We start from the raw sequence: 15,422 nt of genomic DNA, 5'->3' as shown, positions 1-15,422 counted from the left end.
CCCTGGCGCAATCTCGGTGCCGCGGCGAAAGTAGTGGCCATGAGCCAGCCCACGAATACCAGTACAGCTAGCGAGACCGACATCGCAGCTGCTGCGGACCGCCTCGCAGCCGCCATCGCGAGCGGTACTCCCTGCGCGCCAGTGCGCGATCTGATCGGCGCCGACGACCTCGTCGCCGCCTACGCCGTCCAGCGTCGCGTCGACGAAATCCGTCGGCAGGGCGGGGCCGTGGTCGTAGGCCGCAAGATCGGCCTGACCTCGGTGGCAGTCCAGCAGCAGCTCGGCGTCGACCAGCCCGACCTCGGCGTGCTGTACGCCGACATGGAGTTCCCGGCGGGCGACGTCATCCCCATGAGCCGTTTGATCCAGCCCAAGGTCGAAGCGGAAGTGGCCTTCGTGCTCGGCGCCGACCTTGTGGACGGGCCACTGGACAGCGCCCAGGTCCGCGGCGCGATCGACTACGCCATCGCGGCGATCGAGATCTGCGACAGCCGCATCGAGTCGTGGGACATCAAGTTCGGTGACACGGTCGCCGACAATGCGTCCTCGGGCGTCTACGTCCTCGGAACCGAACGCCGCACCCTCGACGAGGTGGAACCCGCGGGCGTCGTCATGTCGATGTCCGTCGACGGCACCGAGGTCTCCACCGGCGTCGGAACCGCCTGCCTGGGCGATCCGATCGAAGCCGTCGTCTGGCTCGCCCGCACGGCGCGCGAGTTGGGGCAGCCGCTGACCGCAGGCCAGGTGATCCTGTCCGGCGCACTCGGCCCAATGGCGCCGGTCACCGCAGGCAACGAAGTCACCGTGACCGTCTCCGGGCTCGGTTCCGTCACCACCAGTTTTTCCAGCGAAGAGGACAACGCATGAGCAAGGTCAAGGTCGCGATCATCGGATCGGGCAACATCGGCACGGATCTGATGATCAAGGTGCTGCGTAACTCCGATTACCTGGAGATGGGCGCGATGGTCGGTATCGACCCCGCGTCGGACGGCCTCGCTCGCGCGGCGCGTCTGAACGTGCCGATCACGGCAGAAGGCGTCGAAGGCCTGGTCGGTCTGCCGAACTTCGACGAGATCGAGATCGTCTTCGACGCCACCTCGGCAAAGGCTCACGTGGCCAACAACGCGCGGCTGGCTCCCCTCGGCAAGCGCATGATCGACCTGACGCCTGCCGCGATCGGACCGTACGTCGTACCGGCTGTCAACGCGGACGAGCACCTGGACGCGCCCAACGTCAACATGGTGACGTGTGGCGGCCAGGCCACCATCCCGATGGTTGCCGCTGTTTCTCGGGTGGTTCCGGTGGCGTACGCGGAGATCGTCGCGTCCATCGCCTCCAAGTCGGCCGGTCCCGGAACGCGCGCCAACATCGACGAGTTCACCGAAACCACGTCCGAGGCGATCGTGGCAGTCGGCGGCGCTCGTCGCGGCAAGGCCATCATCATCCTCAACCCCGCTGAGCCGCCGCTCATCATGCGCGACACGGTCTTCTGCCTCGTCGACGCGCCGGATCCGGCTGTCCACGACGAGATCCGTCAGTCGATCGAGAAAATGGTCGGCGACGTCTCGGCATACGTCCCGGGCTACCGCCTCAAGCAGGAAGTCCAGATCACCGAGATCCCGGCCGACCAGCCGGTCGAGACGTTGCTCGTCGACGGCAATCGCCCTACCCACCAGGTGTCGGTATTCCTCGAGGTCGAAGGTGCTGCGCACTACCTGCCCGCGTACGCCGGCAATCTCGACATCATGACGTCCGCCGGAATGCAGATCGCGGAGCGCATCGCCCAGCAGAAGGAAGCAACCAAGTGAGCAACCGCAAGATCTTCGTCCAGGACGTCACCCTTCGCGACGGCATGCACGCTGTTCGCCACCGCATTTCGCCGACCGACGTCAAGCGGATCGTCACAGCTCTCGACGCTGCCGGCGTCGACGCGATCGAAGTTGCGCACGGTGACGGCCTCGCTGGTGGCTCGCTCAACTACGGTCCCGGCTCCAACACCGACTGGGAATGGATCGAAGCAGCAGCCGAGGTACTCGAGCACGCTCGCCTCACCACGCTGCTTCTGCCCGGTGTCGGCACGATCAGTGAACTCAAGCATGCCTACGACCTGGGTGTACGTTCAGTTCGCGTTGCCACCCACTGCACCGAGGCCGACGTCTCCGCGCAGCACATCGAGACCGCCCGCGAGATCGGCATGGACGTCTCGGGCTTCCTGATGATGAGCCACATGGCACCGGCCGAGGAGTTGGCGAAGCAGGCCAAGCTGATGGAATCGTATGGCGCGCACTGCGTCTACGTCACCGACTCGGGTGGGCGCCTGGTGATGAACGACGTCGCGGATCGTGTTCGCGCATACCGCGACATTCTCGACGAGGGTACCGAAATCGGTATCCACGCCCACGAGAACCTTTCACTCTCGGTCGCCAATTCTGTTGTGGCCGTGCAGAACGGCGTCACCCGCGTCGACGCTTCCTTGGCCGGACACGGTGCCGGAGCCGGCAACTGCCCCCTCGAAGCATTCATCGCCGTTGCGAACATCGAGGAGTGGGAGCACGGCTGCGACCTGTTCGCCTTGCAAGATGCTGCCGACGACATCGTCCGTCCGCTGCAGGACCGACCGGTCCGCGTCGATCGAGAGACCCTCACACTGGGCTACGCAGGCGTGTACTCGAGCTTCCTGCGCCACGCCGAGGCTGCGTCGGAGCGCTACGGAATCGACGTTCGCACACTGCTGCTCGAAGCCGGACGTCGCCGTCTGGTGGGTGGCCAGGAGGACATGATCGTCGACATCGCGCTCACCCTTGCGGCGCAGGCGAGCAAGGAAGCTGTCTGACGAGCTGCCGAATTCGCTGATACCCGAGTCCCGCTCCCGTCTCCGGACGGGGGCGGGACTTCTCAGTTGGGCTGAGAAGGTTCTGTCATTACAGCGCTCAACCTCTGAAACTGTTGTTGCCCAATAACGGCGAGGTGCCGATCTTCGCTACGGTGGATGACATGACCGAACCTGACAGCGACCGTCTGATACACCCAACTGCAACGGCGGGTTGCGCCGGCGTCGACATTCCGGACAGCCGGGGTCGCACCGGCCTCGACCGAACAGGCTTCGGGCTGCACGGTAATCCTGATGTCGAAGTCGAACGAGTCGAGGTCACCTCAGACGGTTGGCATGTGTTGCGTCGCAGCACCTTCACGTACCGGCGACGGGACGGGACTCTCGAGACGCAGCAACGTGAAACCTACGACCGCGGGAACGGCGCGACGATCTTGCTGTACGACCCCGAACGGCGCACCGTCCTGTTGACGAAGCAATTCCGCTTTCCCGCTTACGTCAACGCACACCCCGACGGAATGTTGATCGAGACCGCAGCCGGTTTGCTCGACGACGACACGCCGGAAGTAGCCATTCGGCGAGAGACGAGCGAAGAGATTGGCGTCGCGATCGGTGAGGTGCAGCATCTGTTCGATCTGTACATGAGCCCCGGATCCGTCACCGAGAGAGTGCATTTCTACGCCGCTCGATACAGTCCGGCGGACAGAACCGGAAGCGGTGGCGGGGTGCCAGACGAAGGCGAGGACATCGAAGTCCTGGAGTTGCCGTTCGACACGGCACTCGACATGGTCGCCGGCGGAGAGATCGTCGACGGTAAGACGGTCATTCTTCTTCAATGGGCTGCCATGTCGGGGGCACTGACTTCGAAGTCGATTGCCTGAAATTCTATATCCTGTGCCGATGGAACCTGCCGAGTACCGTGACGCGCTGAGGTCCGTCCTCGACACCGCATCGTCGGTAGTCGAAAGCCGGCTGGCGGCGATGCGCGCCGCAGCGACAGCACAAACCGAAGGCATTGTCATCGACGTCTCCGTGGACCAGGACGGCGAGGGCACTTTCGGCGTCTGGGCGCGATTCGACGACCCTGATGCGTTCAGTTTGAATCAGCAGATCGGCGACGAGCGGGAGCTTTTCAGCGTGATCTGGGGTGAGGAAGGCTGGGAGCCACCGGTTCCCACTCGTCCGCGAGAGTGGTCACGCACGGAACTCGAGGAAGTTATCGTCGGTGTCGTCGCCGAGTGGATCGGCGCGCTCGTTCCCCCGACTGCATCCGAACTGCACTGGGAAGTAACAACTCCCGACGGAGCGACCGACCCGATACCTGTGGGCCCCGATTTCAGTCGTGGACATTCGCCTCGATGAAGCGCGGAAGCTGTCGGCGAGATGGACGACTTCGAACCACTGTTGTGATCGATGTTGCGATGTCACCGACCGGTCGAATCGTCGATCAGCTCGCGGAGGATGTCAGCGTGCCCGGCATGGCGCCCGGTCTCTTCGCTGAAACGTCGCTTTCCAATCCGTCACGTTTTCGGCGAGAAACATCGATCGTTCGACAAAGGTTCAAATGATTGACCAGCCCGAGCAAGGTTGTTCCCGACCGAACAATTGTGGTGCGCACCTGAGGTTCCGGAGCACCTTCAACCTTGGCAGCGATCGAATCACGCAGGTAGCCGAGAAACGCGCGCAGCGTATCGGTCTCGCTAATCCCTGTCCGGGGTGGTGGGACATCACGGCGGCTCCGACCCGACGTTGCCATGGTGGGTCTCCTTCCTCGGTGAGGAACGACGAAGAGGCTTCATTCCTGGATAGGCAGTACCGATCCTTCCGAACTCACGCCGATCCCGCATCAAATTTTGCCGTTGCGGCAAAGGCCGGCTTTACTGCCGGTATCACCGCGCCGAATGCAGGTCGCGCACAAGTTGAGGTGTCCGCCACCGGCCGACCTCGAACGGCCACCGCCGCAGCGGATAAGCGAGACGGGCCACGAAGTAATTGACGTATTCGACGACCCCGAAAGCCCACACCACCATAATGGCCGCCGCAGTGACGAAATGATCTGGTAGCCAAATGAGCACGCCGAGGAGACCGACCGCCAAGACCACAATGTCGAGGACCCGAAACACACGGTAGAGCGCCGCGAGGCGGGCCGGCATCGGCGCCTGCTCGACCCAGCCTCGGGCAAGCAGCCAATAGACACCCGCTTGCACGAGAACCACGAGCAGTGGGGCCAGCGCCGACCACAGCGCCGCGGAGTCGTGCGGACCTTCGAGCCGAGGCACCACGACGCTGACAGCCACAGCGGCAAACACTCCCGCGGCGGCCAGTTCGCCAAGACCGAGGCTCAGGTACCTGCGTCGCAAACTCATTCGCCGTTGATCCACCACGTGAGAAACCATATCCGTTGATCACTGCGCAGCGGGTGCGCATCAGTTGCAGGGCTTTGCCTAAGATCGATCGAAAGGCAGTCACGTGTAAAGAGGTTGGTGTGCGATGGTGCGATTGGCCATGGTTACGTTCGATGCAACGGATGCCCGATCACTTGCCACCTGGTGGTCGGAGCGATTCAGCGAGGCGAGTATCGATGGTGACGAAGATTTCCTGACGGTGACGGCCCCGGACCTTCCACTCACTCTCGGTTTCCAACGGATCGATCAGGCTCGCAGCCAAAGGAATACGGTTCACCTCGACTTCGACCTCGAACCGCAGGATCCTCCGCGGGACCAGGTCGTCGCGACCTTCGTCGCGGCAGGAGCAGCCCACGTCGAGCGCCATGAGTCGGGCGAATCAATTTGGGACGTGTTGGCGGATCCGGCGGGAAACCTTTTCTGCGTAGGTGATCCGCATTAGGGTCTGCCTGACAACCAGTCCGAGATCGAGTCCGCTGCTCATCCGGCAAAGCCTGAAAGTGCGTCACCCACACAGCCGTACATGTATTCGTTCGCATACAGTCGGGTATGTCCCAGCGGCACCCCAGACTGGAATGTCCGCTGTGTCAAAATCTGCCGATAGGGGCTGGACGGATGGGATCGCCTGATTTGCTGGGTCTGACGGCCTCACTGTCGTCGTCGACGCTTATCCTCGCCTTCGTTGCTGGGCTCATGCCGCGACTGGTCGGTGATGAACCGAATCCCGTTGTCGGCATACGAACGAAGGCAACGATCTCGAGCCCCGAGGCGTGGCAATTGGCCCATCGGATTGCGCGGCCGCTTCTGCGCCGGACGGTGTGGACAGCCGTAGTGGGACTCTGCACGCAGGTCGCGATCGGTGTCGTGACGGGTTTCGGATCTGTGGGCTCGGCTGTCACTTCAACGGTCGTGTTTCTAGCAGTGCTCGTCGTCCTGCTCTGTGCGGCGTTGAAGGGCAACGCCGCAGCAAAATCGTTGCGGCATTGACAGCCTGGGCCGCAGTTGTCAGACGTGCCCTCGTTCTCCGATTTCAGTTCCCGATGCGCGGTCGTTCGCGTCGGCGTGGTCCACGGTCCCGCATCTCGAGGATCGCGGCTGCCGTTGACGCGACCGTCTTGTCGTCGTCGTGGGTGAGCCGGGCGAGCGCTTCGTGTGCTGCCGCGCCGGGAATCTCGGCGAGCGCCTGAGTGATTCGCAGCCGCGTCGGCGCGTCGGCGGTGTTGTCGAGCCTGTCCTGCACTGCCGCGACGACTTCGCCGCTTGCGGGTGAGCACTCCGCCAGAAGACCCAATACCTCGCCGGCCTCGACGTCGCGTCGCCCGTCGGCGACCATCTCGAGAAGAGCGGGCATCGAGATGGCCTCTCCGCGAGTTCCGAGGGTGAGAGCGGCGTCGGCGCGGACTATCCCGTCCGAATCATCGAGAGCTCGCTTCAAACACCGAGTTGCCTCCTCGGTGTGGATCCCGGAGATGGCGGACATCGCGCGGCGCCGCACCTCGACGTCCTCCGATTCGAGCCCCTTCGCGAGACCTGCAAGCCCCGCACCTTCGGTCCTCGCCAACGCCCATTGCAACGCTCCGGCCACGTTGGCATCCTTCTCCGACAGGATGGCCTCGACGAGTGCGTCGACGGGCAACGCTGCATTCAGCTCCTGCGACAGGATCGCTTGCTGACGGTGGGCAGCGAACTCGGATTCGAGTGCACGCAACAGTGAAACCATGCGCAGGACGTCGTCCCACTCCGAAGGGGCGGAGGCGTCGACCCTTTCGAGTTTGGTCAGTAATTCTTCCTCCGCCGCGATCCGTTGCCGAGTGTGTTGCATGAGTTCACCCACCAAATCGGCCGGGGCGAAGTCGGGCTCGTCCAGTGCACGCTTGGCCTCGTTCAGCGAAAGCCCCAACGTCCTCAGGCTCTCGACGTGGAAGAGTCGACGGATGTCGTCGGCGGAGTACTCGCGGTAACCGCCGGACGTGCGGCCCGTCGGCTTCACCAGTCCCAACGTGTCGTAGTGACGCAGCATCCGTGTGCTGACACCACAACGCCGCGACACCTCGCCGATCAACATCCGTCTCCCCTTCCTACGCGTCCGGGCCGATTGCCGCGACGCGCCTCGCCAACTCGTGTGAGAGAGCGAACCCACCGTCGGGGTCGTGCCAGAGTTGCTTTGTAGCATCAGCATGCGCCCGAACACGCGGATTCAGGCTTGCACCGGCCGCGTCGAGCACCGGGAGTACAGCCTCGCCGAGTCCTGTCAGAGCTCGACTGAGACTGAGCTGCATCTGGAGTTCGCCTCGCCCGAGTTCGGTGGCCAACTCGGCCGCGAGCGCGCCCTCGTCTCCTGACGGCACGAGGGCTACAGCCGCACGCCACGCACTGCGCACGACCTCGTCGTCCTGGTCGTGAACCAGCGCAGAGACCTCGGGCCAAGCGATCGGATCGCCGATCTTGGACAAGGTGTGGAGCGCCTGACTGCGGGCTTGCGAACCATCGGACCCGAGCTCACGGATCAGCTTAGGCACCGTGATTTCGCCCGGCAGGCGGCACAACGCCCAGGTCAACATGTCGCGGACGAAGAAATCCGGCTCGACGGCACACCGATCGACCAGGGCAACCGTCAGCTCAGGGTCCGGGCGTGTGCCGGCGGCCAGCGCGGCGCGCAGCCGAACCGAGGGATCAGCTGCGGCCAATGCGTCGACGAGGTGAGCATTCTGTCCACCGTGGTTGGTTGTGTTCACGACAACCACCTCCTTCGTCGACCATTGGAGTCCTTGTCACTGTGTCAAGGTCAAGCCGGCGAAGGTCGCAGCCAAGTTCAGAGCTGGCGGCGCAGGTCCAGAACTGCGATTCCCCAGCCGACGAGTCGTGATGCAGACACGACCAGACCTGCATCTTCCGCGACAGCTGCGAACTCGGATTCGGTACGTATTCCGGTGCCGTGCATACAGAGCATCAGCAGATCGAATTCGGCAGCGTCCTCACTGATCGAGGTTCCGGCGGCACCTTCGTCGAGCAACCGCTCGACAACGATGATCTTGCCACCGGGCACAACAGCATCACTGGCTGTACGAAGCAGCAGGCTCAGGTCGTTGTCCGGAAGACGCCCAGTCGCTTCGAGGAGGAGGTACGCGTCGAACGGGTGGGCAGTCACCGGCGCGAGAACACTCTGCGTCAGATGGCTGATCCGGTCCGACACCGCGGGGTCGACGTCCTTGTCGATCCGTTCGAGTTCACTGGGCAAACCGAGGACCGTTGCCGCGAGGTGCTGTTCGGCACCGAGCACGGCGTTCATCACGACCCCGGAACCGCTGCCCGCGACCAGGATGCGCGTGACGTCGCTGAGGGGATATTCGGCTGCGAGGGCCGATCCCAGAAATGCTGCCTCGTCGGCGATGTGATGGTGATGCTTGTCGGCCAGCAGTGGATGGGCGTCCAAGTCTTCGTCGAGGGTGCGGCCGGTAACGGCACTGATCGCGGCCGTTCCGGATCGAACGGCGCCGACCAACCCGGTGATGGACAACTCGACCCGTGCCTCGATTCCCTCGAGGTCGAGCCAGTTCGAGACCCACTCGTCGCCCAGCATCGCCTCACCCACTTCGCCGAGGGTCAGCGTCTCCCCTGCTCCCCGGACGAGAACCTCGGTGGCGATCAGGTAGCGGACGAACTTCGCCAAGGCTCGAGAGTCGGTTCCGGTGCGAGAGGCCAACTCGCCCAGATTGTCGGCACCTTCGGCAACGTGGTGAGGAATACGCAGAGTGTTTGCCGCCCTGATCGCGAACGGGGAGACGATCTCTGCCCGCTCGGCGAGCTTGTCGAACGGTTCGGTCGTCGCGGCCGCGAGATCGGGCACGGCGGGATCGTCGGCGAGAGTGACGACCTCGGCACGCCGCCAATAGCCGGTGATGTCCACCATCTCCGCCGGCAACTGACGCTCTTCACGCAGATACCGACGAATCCCCTTGAGCGAGGTGGATTCTCCGGCTACCCAGGCGAACACGGTGCCGTCACGCCACGGTACGGAGCGCACGGCCTGCTCGAGCGCTGACAGTTCACCGGCCGGACGGTCGTCTCGGCCTACCCGAGTGAGCGAGACCGAAGCCGCGCTGGGCAGATCGAGAGTGTGCTCGGCTGAAGTGACCTCGACAACGACGCGAGCGTCCAGACCGGCGGGCATCTCTTCGAGCCAACGCGCGATTGCCGGTATCGCAGTTTCGTCTCCGACGACGAGTACCCAGTCCACATCTTCCGGCGCACGCCCCGAACGAACCGGACCAAGGAGGTCGATGGAGTCGCCCGGCAGGCACCGTCGTCCCCAGGTGGACGCGATTCCGGTCTCGTGGGTGACAAAATCGAGAGTCAACTCGGCGGCAGCGGGATCGAACTTGCGCACGGTGTAGTTGCGGGTGACGGGCTTGGGGTCGCGTGGCCACTCGACCGTGCGTGCGCGCTGCTGCGGAAGCACCACTTCGCCGGACTCGGTGGGAAAGAACAGTCTCACGAAGTCGTCGAATCCGGAACTGCACAGCGCCGGGAACTCGAACCCATCCTTCTCGAACGCGACAAGTTCCGGGCCGCGCAGGACGATGCGTCGCATCCCGGCGTCGATGTCGGACGTCTCGACGACCGTGGCACGCCGGATCACCTCGGGGTGCACCAACTGTTGCCGGTGGGATCTGGCCATGTGTCGCTATTACCCTTCTACGTCGAATGCGCTTACATCGAATGCGTCGGCGCCGCTCACTTCGGTGCCGCTCACTTCGACAGCACTGGGATGCTGCCGCCGAATCAGATACGGTGCAACGCTCGTGAGCTTCTCACAGGTCTCGTCGAACTCTCGGTCCGGAGTGGACTGCGCGACGATCCCTGCCCCGGCACGCAACCACGTGCGTCCTTGCTGCTGGTAGACGGCCCGGAGAACGAGGGCGGCTTCAAGCGTCCCGGTCGACGAGGCCCGAACCACCGCCCCCGAGTACAGGCCGCGTTCGCCGTTGTCGAGACGTGCGATCGCGTCGATCGACTCGCGTTTAGGGATTCCCGACGCGGTGACGGCGGGAAAGACGGCCGCGAACGCATCCCAGGGTGAGAGGTCGTCGCGCAACAGGCCGCGCACGGTCGAGGCGAGGTGCTGCACACTGCCACGTTCACGAACACTCATGAAGTCGGTGACCGTGGTCGAGTCGCCGGTAGAGACGGAGGCGACCTCCCGGAACGCGGTGCGGACCGATACTGCATGTTCGGCAATCTCTTTCGGGTCCTCCTCCAGATCATTGCGTGCTGCCGCGTCCGCCTCCGGTCCCACACCGAGGGCACGGGTCCCGGCGAGCGGTTCGGCCGAGACGCGTCTCCGGCCGTCGACGGCGACGACGAGTTCGGGGCTGAATCCTGCCGCTGCGATGTCTCCGAGGTTCAACAGAAAGGAGCGGGCCGGCGTGTTGGCGAGTCGCCCGACACGGTAGGTATTGGGCAGGTCGACGTCGAAAGTGACCGGAACAGTCCGGGAGAGAATGACTTTCGTGTAGTCGCCACGACGCACTTCGTCGATCGCCGCGGCGGCGCGTTCTCGGTAGCTATCGGTGTCGGTGAAGACGTCGACGGCACCTGACGAAGGTGGTACCACGGCGGTGACACGCCGGAGGACGTCGGTGAGCGCGGCCGCGTCGGCGGGCGTACCGCCGGTCACGACGATGTCGTCGCCCAGGGATCGGCCGAAGGTGATTTCGACGCGCGGGATGATCAGGTGCGCCAGGGTGGACTCGCCCAGCGGCCGGCCGGCCGGCACACAATGGGTGTACGCCGAGAACTCGAAACTCACCCAGCCGTAGGCATTCCAGTGCTGAACCGGGAGCGCCGCGAGGGAGTCCTGCAGCGCGAGCGCCGGGTCGTCCGACCAATCGGACACGCTGTCGACGCCGTCCCAGGTGGTGGTCACGGTCCGGCCTGTCATCACCACGGAGCCGAGAATGCCTGCCGCGATCACCCAGTCCCCGTGGTTCTCGTAGACCACGTATTCCTCGAACAGGCCGGATTCGGCAAAGGCGACGACCTTGGCGAGGTCTCGGTCGAGTAGGTTCCCTGCCGTAAGACGGGAAGGATCGAGATCGGTGTCGAGATCGTCGACGGTCGATGATGTCACGAACGGCTCCCGACGGCAGCGACCAACGCGTTCTTGTCGATCTTCCCGACTGCGGTCATCGGCAGCGACGGGCGAGTGACCACACGATCGGGAAGGGTGTTTGCGGCGCATCCGAGACCGACGAGGAAGGATCGCAACTCCCCCAGTGTGGGTTCGGTTGTGCGGGTGACGATCACCGCGCACACGCTCTCTCCGAGATCACGGTCCGGGATGCCGACCACCGCGACCCTGGACACCGCCGGGTGGGTGAGCAACAGGTCTTCGAGAGCGTCTGCGGCGACATTTTCGCCGCCCCGGGTGATGACGTCTTTGATCCGGCCGGTGACGATCAGGTGGCCGGTCGCGAGCATGCGGACCTGGTCGCCACTTCGGTAGAACCCGTCGGCGGTGATCGCGGTCCGATTATGTTCGGCGGCACGGTAATAGCCGTTGATGGTGTAAGGCCCACGGGTGAGGAGTTCCCCCACCTCGCCCGGTAGGACATCGTCACCGGCCTCGTCGACGATCCGGATCTCGTCGAGTTCGGAGAGAGGACGGCCCTGCGTGGTCAGCACCAGATCGTCGGTGTCGTCGAGGCGCGTGTAGTTCAGCAATCCTTCGGCCATGCCGAACACCTGCTGCAGGGTGCATCCGAGGGCGGGCCGGACGAGTTTGGCGACCTCCGGGGTGAGCTTGGCTCCCCCGACCTGCAGCAACCGAAGGCTGGAGAGATCTGCACTCTCCCATTCGGTTGCTTCACACCATAAATGGGTCAGACTCGGTACGAGAGCGGTCACGGTGACGCCGTGCTGTTCGATCAGTCCGAACGTGTGGTCCGGGCTGGGATCGCGCGTCAGGACCACGGCGGCGCCGACACCGAACGCACCGAGAATGCCGGGGCAGGCAAGGGGGAAATTGTGAGCCGCGGGAAGGACCGCGAGATACACGTCGTCTGCGGTGAGTTCACATATCTGCGCGCTGGCTCGGGCGTTGTACGCGTAGTCGTCGTGTGTGCGGGGAATCAGCTTCGGCAATCCGGTGGTTCCGCCGGACACCAGCAGCACCGCGACGTCCCGTGAATCGGCCCGATCGAAGGCGCGGCGCTCGGCGTGAACATCTGCGAGTGAGGTGAATTCCGCTGCGTCACCGTCGACGAATACCGTTGTCACACTAGGAACTGACCCGACGACCTCACGGGCGAGGTCGCGGTAGTCGAAACCCCCGTCGCTGTCGGCGATCACGTATGCCGTCGCCTCGGACAGGCCGGCGAGGTGCACGATCTCTCGGGCACGATGGGCGGGCAGGGTCAACACCGGAACGGCGCCGCATTCGAGCAAGGCGAAGAGCACCACGACGAACGAGGGTGTGTTGGGCAGTTGAACAATCACCCGATCCCCAGCACTGACGCCGCGTTCGGCGAAGCCGGCAGCGGTGGCACGTACCCGGATTCCCAACTCGGAATAGGACAATGCCCCATCGCTACCGACGACGGCTCGGCGACGTGAATGGTCGGCAACCCAAGTGTCGAATTCCGTGGGTATGGCACGTCCACGCCATAAGCCGGCGTCGGCGTACCGTTGGGCCCGCTCGACGGAAAACGGTACGACGTCGATGTTCGTGGAGAGCTCTGCGGTCATCATAGTTCCTCGCGTTCGAGTGATTCTGTGCCGGAATGCTCGGGTGTGACGCCCGGCGAGCTGCTGTCGACAATGTTGTCGACAATGTTGCCGACAGCGTGGTCGACGGTGTGGTCCACGTAGTCACGTAGTGACGCCAACGAGATCAGTGCGAGTACGGACAGAGACACCATGATGACGCCGTACACGATCAAGGCGGTGGAGGCGACGAACACGGTGCCGATCAAACCTGCGACCGCCGACCCCACGGACAGTCCGAATACGTTCTGTGCGCTCCACAGACTGTTCGCGCGGCCGAGCAGCCGGTCCGGCGTGTTGGTCTGGATCACGGTGTACGCCACGATCTCCTGAACGGCACCGAATGCCCCGGCCACGGCCAACAGGACGAGCGCTACCCAGACCATCGGTGCCAGTCCGACTCCGGCGAGCGCCAGGAAACTGGCCGCGAGCGCGAGTACGAGGACGTAGCCTTTGCGCCGCACCCTGCTGATCCACCCGCTGGCCACCGATCCCAGGGCCGCCCCGACTGCGGTGGCCGAATACAGCAGGCCGGCGGTGCGCGGATCTCCGTCGAAGCGTTGCTCCACGAAGGCCGGGATCAGTACCCCGACGCCGCCGCCGAGCAAAGCGATGGTTCCGACGATGAGAACCGACCGAACGATGTTCCGGCTCAACGCGAACCGGAACCCTCCGGTGAGGGACGCCCACGGCGACTCCTCGTCCGTCTCGTCCGGCCGCAATTCCGGCAGAGTCGCCAGAAGTGGAACAGTGAGCAGGGTGCCTGCTGCGGCAGCCCAGTAGTTCCAGGTCACCCCACCGGTGGCGATTACCACGCCACCGAGCGCGGGGGCCGCCATCATGCCGAGCTGGACGGTGAGTGCGTTGATGGCTCCGGCCGCGGCGAACGAGTTCTCCGGGATCAGAGCCGGAGTCACGGCGAGGAGCGCGGTGATGCTGATCGCGCCGATCGCGCCGTCGACGGCGCCGAGTGCGTAGATAGCCCATACACTCGGGTCCGCCGACGCCGCGTTGAGCGCCAGCCCGACAAACGCCAAGCCGCACAATGTTCGGGTCCATACGATCAGTCGTCGTCTGTCGTACCGGTCGGCGAGTACGCCCCCGGTGAGCAGACCGACCAGGGTGGCGACGCCCGTGACCGTCGACGCGAATCCGACGTGTGCCGTCGATCCGGTCAACGCGAAGATCTGCACGGGCACTGCGACGATCAGCATGCCGATTCCGAACACCGCGATGGTGCGTGCGATGACGATGCTCCGGAACGGTGGGCTCTCGCGCAGTGGCGACAGGTCCAGCAGTAGAGCCTTGCCGCTCATGGTGTTTCCTCCCTGGCCGTTATCCGGCCCTTGTCCCTCGACTATCCCTTGACGTTGCCTGCGGCGGTGTTCAGCACCGTGGCGACGTCGTCGAGGATGTACGGGATGGTCAGGACCGTCAGTCCTCCGAAGGCGAAGTTCTTGTCGACGCTGAAGTCCTTGGTGGATGCAGTGCGGCCGTCGACGATCACCGGCTGTGCGGCAACCAAAGGCTCGGCGAGGAACGCGTTGAGAGAGTCCTTGTCGTAAGCGACCACGAACAGCACGTCGGCCGCGATCAGGGGCGCCTGCTCGGTGCTCAGCTCGAAGTACACGGCCTCCGGGTCCTTGGTCGGATCTGCCTGCTGGATCGTCGGCTCGTTCTTCAGTCCAAGCTGTTCGAGGAACTCGACGCGCACGTCGGCGTCCTTGCTCACCGCGAACGTGCTCGGGCTGTTCGGAAGTGCGATGGTCACGGTCTTACCCTGCAGCGCAGGGTTCTTCGCAGCTGTCGCGCTGATCGCGGCATTGGTCTTGTCGATGAGTGCGGTGGCCTCGGCCTGCTTGCCCAACGCCTGACCGGCGATGGTCACCTGGTCCTGCCACGACGCGGTCCACGGCTCGTCCGGGAAGGACACCACAGGCGCGATCTTCGACAGCGCGTCGAATTCCTGCTGAGTGATACCGGAGTACGGGGCGAAGATGAGATCCGGTTCTGCCTTCGCGAACTGCTCGACGGGCGCCTCACCGGTTCCGTCACCCGACAACAAGGTCGGCTGCTCGCCACCGAGCTTGTCGAGCGCCTCGGCGTCCCACTTCAGAATGCCCTTGTCGTCGGCCCCGTACTGAGGTCCGGCGAAGGTGGGCATCGCAACCGGGACGACGCCGAGCGCCAGGAGGGCGTCCTGGTTGGACCATCCCCAGGTTGCGACCCGCTTGGGCTCCTCCTTGATCTCGGCCGTGCCGAGAGCAGACTTGATCGTCACCGGGAACGCGGCATTCGCTGCCGACGAAGTCTCGGTGCTACCGCTGTCGTCGTTGCTGCTGCAGGCTGCCATTCCAACCACGAGGCCGCATGCCGCCAGTACAGCTACCATTCCGCGGACGCGCTTGCCGCCGCTCCGGTTG

The 15,422-nt window shown here is 64.4% G+C and carries 16 protein-coding genes and 1 pseudogene; 7 read left to right on the top strand and 10 right to left on the bottom strand.

Annotation, left to right across the window (positions count from 1 at the left end; all coding sequences use genetic code 11):
• The first annotated feature begins 39 nt into the window (after positions 1–39).
• The 5 genes from ACFQ6H_RS02355 (at position 40) to ACFQ6H_RS02335 (ending at position 4,192) form a co-directional block, all read left to right on the top strand.
• Entirely contained in the window at positions 40–867 is an 828-nt protein-coding gene (locus ACFQ6H_RS02355) for a 2-keto-4-pentenoate hydratase (protein WP_378643496.1), read from the top strand.
• Positions 864–1,808, top strand: a complete 945-nt coding sequence (locus ACFQ6H_RS02350) for an acetaldehyde dehydrogenase (acetylating) (RefSeq protein WP_003943168.1) — start codon at positions 864–866, stop codon at positions 1,806–1,808. The genes ACFQ6H_RS02355 and ACFQ6H_RS02350 overlap by 4 nt, the downstream gene beginning before the upstream one ends.
• On the top strand, positions 1,805–2,833 hold the full coding sequence (dmpG, locus tag ACFQ6H_RS02345; protein ID WP_030537431.1) for a 4-hydroxy-2-oxovalerate aldolase: 1,029 nt from the start codon (positions 1,805–1,807) through the stop codon (positions 2,831–2,833). Before ACFQ6H_RS02350 ends, dmpG begins: the two co-directional genes overlap by 4 nt.
• Positions 2,834–2,994: 161 nt before the next feature.
• Positions 2,995–3,711, top strand: a complete 717-nt coding sequence (locus tag ACFQ6H_RS02340) for an NUDIX domain-containing protein (protein WP_378643490.1) — start codon at positions 2,995–2,997, stop codon at positions 3,709–3,711.
• A 19-nt stretch (positions 3,712–3,730) separates the two neighbouring features.
• Positions 3,731–4,192: a DUF6389 family protein gene (locus ACFQ6H_RS02335; protein ID WP_378643485.1), complete on the top strand. Its 462-nt coding sequence runs from the start codon at positions 3,731–3,733 to the stop codon at positions 4,190–4,192.
• 62 nt (positions 4,193–4,254) lie between these two features.
• Here the strand turns inward: ACFQ6H_RS02335 and ACFQ6H_RS02330 are convergent, their stop codons facing one another.
• The 3 genes and pseudogenes from ACFQ6H_RS02330 to ACFQ6H_RS02320 form a co-directional block, all read right to left on the bottom strand.
• Complete coding sequence (locus tag ACFQ6H_RS02330; RefSeq protein WP_378644012.1) at positions 4,255–4,347, bottom strand: DUF664 domain-containing protein; 93 nt, start codon at positions 4,345–4,347, stop codon at positions 4,255–4,257.
• Positions 4,348–4,448: 101 nt separating this feature from the next.
• Positions 4,449–4,586: pseudogene (locus ACFQ6H_RS02325) on the bottom strand (mini-circle protein); the annotation flags it as partial.
• A gap of 133 nt (positions 4,587–4,719) precedes the next feature.
• A complete protein-coding gene (locus ACFQ6H_RS02320) occupies positions 4,720–5,196 on the bottom strand; it encodes a hypothetical protein (RefSeq protein WP_378643480.1) in 477 nt (158 codons plus the stop codon).
• 139 nt (positions 5,197–5,335) lie between these two features.
• Here ACFQ6H_RS02320 and ACFQ6H_RS02315 point away from each other — a divergent pair, with 139 nt between their 5' ends.
• Together ACFQ6H_RS02315 and ACFQ6H_RS02310 are read left to right on the top strand one after the other, a co-directional pair.
• Positions 5,336–5,677 (top strand): VOC family protein, encoded by a 342-nt coding sequence (locus ACFQ6H_RS02315; protein ID WP_378643475.1) that lies wholly within the window; start codon positions 5,336–5,338, stop codon positions 5,675–5,677.
• Positions 5,678–5,850: 173 nt separating this feature from the next.
• Positions 5,851–6,222, top strand: a complete 372-nt coding sequence (locus tag ACFQ6H_RS02310; protein WP_378643470.1) for an SdpI family protein — start codon at positions 5,851–5,853, stop codon at positions 6,220–6,222.
• A gap of 43 nt (positions 6,223–6,265) precedes the next feature.
• Here ACFQ6H_RS02310 and ACFQ6H_RS02305 read toward each other — a convergent pair whose 3' ends face one another.
• From ACFQ6H_RS02305 to ACFQ6H_RS02275, 7 genes are all read right to left on the bottom strand, one after another.
• The gene (locus tag ACFQ6H_RS02305) at positions 6,266–7,300 is read right to left on the bottom strand and encodes a MerR family transcriptional regulator (protein WP_378643465.1); all 1,035 of its coding nucleotides are present in this window, start codon (positions 7,298–7,300) and stop codon (positions 6,266–6,268) included.
• A 13-nt stretch (positions 7,301–7,313) separates the two neighbouring features.
• Complete coding sequence (locus ACFQ6H_RS02300) at positions 7,314–7,979, bottom strand: HEAT repeat domain-containing protein (protein WP_378643462.1); 666 nt, start codon at positions 7,977–7,979, stop codon at positions 7,314–7,316.
• Between the two features lie 68 nt (positions 7,980–8,047).
• Entirely contained in the window at positions 8,048–9,913 is a 1,866-nt protein-coding gene (locus tag ACFQ6H_RS02295) for an SIP domain-containing protein (protein WP_378643458.1), read from the bottom strand.
• 9 nt (positions 9,914–9,922) lie between these two features.
• A complete protein-coding gene (locus ACFQ6H_RS02290; RefSeq protein ID WP_378643454.1) occupies positions 9,923–11,365 on the bottom strand; it encodes a salicylate synthase in 1,443 nt (480 codons plus the stop codon).
• The gene (locus ACFQ6H_RS02285; RefSeq protein ID WP_378627538.1) at positions 11,362–12,981 is read right to left on the bottom strand and encodes a (2,3-dihydroxybenzoyl)adenylate synthase; all 1,620 of its coding nucleotides are present in this window, start codon (positions 12,979–12,981) and stop codon (positions 11,362–11,364) included. Before ACFQ6H_RS02285 ends, ACFQ6H_RS02290 begins: the two co-directional genes overlap by 4 nt.
• Positions 12,981–14,315 (bottom strand): enterobactin transporter EntS, encoded by a 1,335-nt coding sequence (entS, locus tag ACFQ6H_RS02280; RefSeq protein ID WP_378643449.1) that lies wholly within the window; start codon positions 14,313–14,315, stop codon positions 12,981–12,983. The genes ACFQ6H_RS02285 and entS overlap by 1 nt, the downstream gene beginning before the upstream one ends.
• 41 nt (positions 14,316–14,356) lie before the next feature.
• Entirely contained in the window at positions 14,357–15,391 is a 1,035-nt protein-coding gene (locus ACFQ6H_RS02275) for an iron-siderophore ABC transporter substrate-binding protein (protein WP_378541535.1), read from the bottom strand.
• Between the last annotated feature and the right edge of the window lie 31 nt (positions 15,392–15,422).

This window comes from Rhodococcus sp. NPDC056506, assembly GCF_042794945.1.
Taxonomy (GTDB): Bacteria; Actinomycetota; Actinomycetes; order Mycobacteriales; family Mycobacteriaceae; genus Rhodococcus_F.
This window is presented reverse-complemented; position numbering and strand designations above follow the sequence as displayed.

Excerpts from the sequence above, each read along its gene's own strand:
- ACFQ6H_RS02275 (WP_378541535.1), bottom strand. The coding sequence starts at position 15,391 with ATGGTAGCTGTACTGGCGGCATGCGGCCTCGTGGTTGGAATGGCAGCC.
- ACFQ6H_RS02340 (WP_378643490.1), top strand. The coding sequence starts at position 2,995 with ATGACCGAACCTGACAGCGACCGTCTGATACACCCAACTGCAACGGCG.
- ACFQ6H_RS02285 (WP_378627538.1), bottom strand. The coding sequence starts at position 12,981 with ATGACCGCAGAGCTCTCCACGAACATCGACGTCGTACCGTTTTCCGTC.
- entS (WP_378643449.1), bottom strand. The coding sequence starts at position 14,315 with ATGAGCGGCAAGGCTCTACTGCTGGACCTGTCGCCACTGCGCGAGAGC.
- ACFQ6H_RS02320 (WP_378643480.1), bottom strand. The coding sequence starts at position 5,196 with ATGAGTTTGCGACGCAGGTACCTGAGCCTCGGTCTTGGCGAACTGGCC.
- ACFQ6H_RS02310 (WP_378643470.1), top strand. The coding sequence starts at position 5,851 with ATGGGATCGCCTGATTTGCTGGGTCTGACGGCCTCACTGTCGTCGTCG.
- ACFQ6H_RS02315 (WP_378643475.1), top strand. The coding sequence starts at position 5,336 with ATGGTTACGTTCGATGCAACGGATGCCCGATCACTTGCCACCTGGTGG.
- ACFQ6H_RS02355 (WP_378643496.1), top strand. The coding sequence starts at position 40 with ATGAGCCAGCCCACGAATACCAGTACAGCTAGCGAGACCGACATCGCA.
- ACFQ6H_RS02295 (WP_378643458.1), bottom strand. The coding sequence starts at position 9,913 with ATGGCCAGATCCCACCGGCAACAGTTGGTGCACCCCGAGGTGATCCGG.
- ACFQ6H_RS02335 (WP_378643485.1), top strand. The coding sequence starts at position 3,731 with ATGGAACCTGCCGAGTACCGTGACGCGCTGAGGTCCGTCCTCGACACC.
- ACFQ6H_RS02305 (WP_378643465.1), bottom strand. The coding sequence starts at position 7,300 with ATGTTGATCGGCGAGGTGTCGCGGCGTTGTGGTGTCAGCACACGGATG.
- ACFQ6H_RS02350 (WP_003943168.1), top strand. The coding sequence starts at position 864 with ATGAGCAAGGTCAAGGTCGCGATCATCGGATCGGGCAACATCGGCACG.